Origin of the sequence: Nostocoides jenkinsii Ben 74, from assembly GCF_001046875.1 — a bacterium.
Classification (GTDB): Bacteria; Actinomycetota; Actinomycetes; order Actinomycetales; family Dermatophilaceae; genus Nostocoides_A; species Nostocoides_A jenkinsii.
In genome coordinates, this window is sequence record NZ_HF571038.1 from 3,744,750 (window position 1) to 3,748,692 (window position 3,943).

The following is a 3,943-nucleotide window of genomic DNA, read 5'->3' on the forward strand; positions in this document are numbered from 1 at the left end:
GGCGGTGTCAAGGCGTCGTAGCAACGTGGGGTTGGCCGAGGAGGAGTCGTTCGAAGGATTCGCGGGGGGTGAGGTAGCCCAGGACGGCTCGGGGGCGTTCGTTGAGTTCTTCGGCGATGGAGTTCAGGTAGGGCTGATGGGCGGGGATGTTCTCGCCCTTGGGGATGTACTCACGGATCAGGCCGTTGGTGTTCTCGTTGCTGGGACGCTGCCAGGGGCTGTGTGGATCGGCGAAGTACACCGGCAGGTCGGTGGCGACGGTCAGCGCGGCGTGGCGGGCCATCTCGCTGCCTTGATCCCAAGTCAGCGAGGCGCGCATCATTTCGGGTAGGGCGTTGACGTGCTCGATCAGGACCTCGGCCAGGTCGTCGCTGGACTTGCCGTGATGCAGGGCCACGATCACGGTGTACCGGGACATCCGCTCGACCATGGTGGCTGCAGCGCTGGCGCCGTTCTTGCCGATGATCAGGTCGCCTTCCCAGTGCCCGGGTACCCTCCGCTCGGCGCTGCCGGGGTGTTCGTTCTCCCGGGCGGTGATGGGACGCATCCCCACGATCGGGGCCCCGCGCCTGCTCGATGAGCGGGGCTTTCGCTGGGTGCGCTTGGAGCGCAGGAAGACCCCGTGGCGGACCAGCTCGGCGCGGGGCATGGCGTAAATGAACTGGTAGATCGCCTCGTGCGAAGCCAGCAGGCCACCGGCCGGTAGGGAACCCTTCATGACCTCCACGGTGGCGTCCTCGGCCTCCAACTTCAACCGGCCGGCGATCTGACGGGGCGTGCGAGACTGCCGCAGATCGGCCAACACCCGCTGACCCAGCAGCGGATCGGCGGCCACCTTGCGCGGCTGCGGACGGGCGCGGCGCCGTTGGGCCCGCACGTCGGCGCTGACCACCCGATACCCACACGTCTTGGTGGAGTTCCGGGCAATCTCCCGGGTGATCACTGACCGATCCCGGCCCAGGTCACGCGCGATCCGCGCCGGGCTCCAGCCCGCCTTCAACCCAGCCGAAATCTCCGCCCGGTCCTTGATCGTCAACTGCCGTCTCGTGCCTGCCACCGGTCCAGCCTCCCAGCCTTCAGCCCCGATCCAGTGGAGGCTGTTGCTTGGACGCTATGACCCTGCCAGGTAGGGGTTGACGGAAACGGCCATCGGACTCTCCTTGACGCTGATTCGATTGGTTCTTTGAGCGTATGCCGCGCCACCGACAGTGATGATGGAACGGGTGCTCGCGGGCCGTGACCCTGCCACTGACTGACGCCCTGCTGGGCCGTCTTGGGGTTGTTCTGTCCAACCCTCCCAAGCACGCTTCATCAACCGATAGGTTGACAACCTTCTAGGCATCTGACATGGTTGTTCAACCATCGAGTTGAAGAGAAGGGTGCCGTGGAGGAGCAACTGACCCTCGTGTTCGGCGCCCTCGCCGACCCGACCCGCCGCGACATCGTGGCCCGACTCGCGGTCGGTGACGCGACCGTGGGGGAGTTGGCCGCGCCATACGACATCTCGGTGCAGGCGATCTCGAAACATCTCAAGGTCCTCGAGGGAGCCGGCCTGGTGACGAAAACCGCTGCAGCGCAACGTCGTACGGTCCATCTTGAAGCCGATGTGTTCGGTCTCATGACGACCTGGATCGAGCGCTATCAGCGGCAAGCCGAGGAGCGATTCCGTCGTCTCGACGCCTTGCTGGAGCAGATGGATCAGGACGGAAACGTCATACCCACAACGCAGGAGACATCATCATGAGCGAGCCAGCCCGTATCGAGGCCGACCCCACCGTGCCGGCCATTCACATCTATCGGGACTTCCGCGCGACCCCCGCGCAGCTCGTGCGCGCCCACACCGATCCCGAGTTGGTGCCACTGTGGATGGGCCCGGCGCGGCGCACGATGGAGGTCGACTATTGGGACCCCGCAGTGGCGGCAGCTGGCGATATGTCGATCGCACCGACGGCGTCGAACTCGGCCTCCATGGCTGCTTCCACGAGATCAGCGAGTCCCGGATCGTGCAGACGTTCACGTTCGAGGGGATGCCCGAGGCGGTCGCGCTGGAGACCATGGTCTTCGAGGATCTCGGTGACGGTATGACGCGCCTCCACGCCTGGTCCCTCGTCGATTCCTTTGAGGGTCGTGATGCCTGGCTCGCCTCGGGCATGGAGATCGGAGTCAATGAGGGGTATGCCGCGCTGGACGCCCTCCTCGCCGCCGGCTGCGTCTGACGAAAATCGCCCTTCGTTAGGGTCATCAGTTTCCGGCCAAATAGAGCGAGTTCTTCGCTGTGACAACTTCCAGATCGGTGGTCGGGCCGGTCAGATCCGCCTGGCCAGGGATGGCGATCCACTCGGATCCGTTGAGCGAGACCTCGCCTTTGAGGACTGTCGTCGCACGGACGCCGTAGGTGCCTGCTGCCTCGTAGGCCTTGACGATGTCTCCGGATGGGTAGACGCCGCCGAGGCTGGTCGTGGGTCCCTGGCTGGTGCCATCGCCGAAGTCGTAGGTCACGCTCTCGAAGATCGGCTTGATGCGCACACGAAGGGAGAACCAGTCGGCGGGGTTCAGAGTGTCGATCTCCTCGGGTTCATACCCGGACTCGCTCCACTTCATCGCGAACCAGTTGTCGAGTCGGATCAGCGTCCGCCCACCCACCGGTTGAATACTGACCTCCGGATCAGCAAACGGGGTGCGGTGGAACGCCGCCTCAATCATCGCCATCGTCGGAGTATTGGATCCAGGTAGCAGGACGGACCAGCAAGTCCATCCAACCTGCACCCAAGGGCCATCCGACCCGTACGGCCGACGATAGACGTACATGGCCGGTCCTACGCCGGACTCTCCCGGTGCAAGACAAGCAGTTTGAGCTCTCTCGCATAGAGGGTCGAAGTTCGGTCCGTCTGCCCCCGGGCCGTCGCAGTAGGTCGACATGTCGTACTCGAACAGGGGGAGCGCCCCGCCACCCGGGCCCCCGTTAGGCCAATTCTTGTCATTCATGCTCATCATGGCCGCCGCCGATATCGAATCCGAATCAGTGGCAGTGCATAGGGGGTCGCTGGGGTCGGCGCAAGTCCTGGACGCAGCGTCGACGTGCGTAGGCACGGTAGCCAAAGAGAGAATCAGCAGGGCGCCTCCGAACGCGAGTTTAACCTTCGACAATTTGCGCCACCTGCCACTTGCCGGACCAGGTTAGCCTCAAGACGCGAGTAGCTTTCGACGATGTATTAGTCTTGACCACTTTCGCTTGCTGGTCGATGACTGACGCAGCGGTGCGTTCTACCTGAGTCTGGACTGAGGCTTCATCGCGAGTGTTAAAAACGATTTCCGATGAGAGCAGCAGGATAGGGGCGCGATCGAATTTATGCCCTGCCGACTGCATGTCCGCTGCGGTCGCATCAAACGATGCGCAAGGCTCGCACTGTTTAGTGGAAAGGCCGTCGAGGATTGATGAATCAGGCTGGGACCATGCGTAACTAAGCGCATCCCAGTAGTACTCAACGAACGCGATGGCACCGGCGTCCGTTTGCTTCTTCGCCGCCGCCGGGAACGTCGGTTTCACGGGCACATATGCCGACGTAGTGGGACTCGACGAACTCGGTGACGGGCTCGTCGACGCTGAAGAGGCGGACGATGACGCGCTGCTCGCGGACGTCGTCGATGTGGTTGGTGCGTCACTCCCGTTGCACCCCACCAGAAGGGCACCGCCCAAGGCAAGCGCCGTGGCAACGGCAGCGGGCCGAGCGAGGCCAGCACGCGGCATACGAACCATTGGAATCCTCCCGATGATCGCGGGCTCCCGCGCCCGCGCGCACAACTAACTGAGTCCACCCTCCCTGACGCAGCGCGATTGCGCTACCGGAGGCGAGACTTATCCACAGCCACGCCCTGGCGACTGACAGACTGCGCCCATGACCTCCGCCGCCGAACCCCGCATGGGACCGGGGCGGGCGGCTGC

At 64.0% G+C, this 3,943-nt stretch carries 6 protein-coding genes; 3 read left to right on the forward strand and 3 right to left on the reverse strand.

The features are described 5' to 3' along the window. Window positions 1-7: 7 nt before the first annotated feature. Window positions 8-1,057: an IS30 family transposase gene (locus BN13_RS17875; protein WP_235433932.1), complete on the reverse strand. Its 1,050-nt coding sequence runs from the start codon at window positions 1,055-1,057 to the stop codon at window positions 8-10. 327 nt (window positions 1,058-1,384) lie between these two features. Between BN13_RS17875 and BN13_RS17880 the strand changes: the two genes are divergently transcribed. Continuing rightward, window positions 1,385-1,744 (forward strand): ArsR/SmtB family transcription factor, encoded by a 360-nt coding sequence (locus BN13_RS17880; RefSeq protein WP_048548559.1) that lies wholly within the window; start codon window positions 1,385-1,387, stop codon window positions 1,742-1,744. 157 nt (window positions 1,745-1,901) lie between these two features. Next, window positions 1,902-2,216, forward strand: a complete 315-nt coding sequence (locus BN13_RS17885) for an SRPBCC domain-containing protein (RefSeq protein WP_235434112.1) — start codon at window positions 1,902-1,904, stop codon at window positions 2,214-2,216. A 25-nt stretch (window positions 2,217-2,241) separates the two neighbouring features. Here BN13_RS17885 and BN13_RS17890 read toward each other — a convergent pair whose 3' ends face one another. After that, window positions 2,242-2,709, reverse strand: a complete 468-nt coding sequence (locus BN13_RS17890; protein ID WP_048548561.1) for a hypothetical protein — start codon at window positions 2,707-2,709, stop codon at window positions 2,242-2,244. Window positions 2,710-3,133: 424 nt separating this feature from the next. Further along, window positions 3,134-3,547 carry a DUF6318 family protein gene (locus tag BN13_RS19480; RefSeq protein WP_157038677.1) on the reverse strand — a complete coding sequence of 138 codons (414 nt, stop codon included), beginning with the start codon at window positions 3,545-3,547 and terminating at the stop codon, window positions 3,134-3,136. A 19-nt stretch (window positions 3,548-3,566) separates the two neighbouring features. Between BN13_RS19480 and BN13_RS17895 the strand changes: the two genes are divergently transcribed. Beyond that, window positions 3,567-3,806, forward strand: coding sequence for a hypothetical protein (locus BN13_RS17895; protein WP_157038678.1), 240 nt, complete (start codon window positions 3,567-3,569; stop codon window positions 3,804-3,806). The last annotated feature ends 137 nt before the right edge of the window (window positions 3,807-3,943 follow it).

Bases quoted from the DNA above. Each gene is read 5' to 3' on its own strand.
- BN13_RS17890 (WP_048548561.1), bottom strand. From the start codon at position 2,709: ATGGCGATGATTGAGGCGGCGTTCCACCGCACCCCGTTTGCTGATCCG.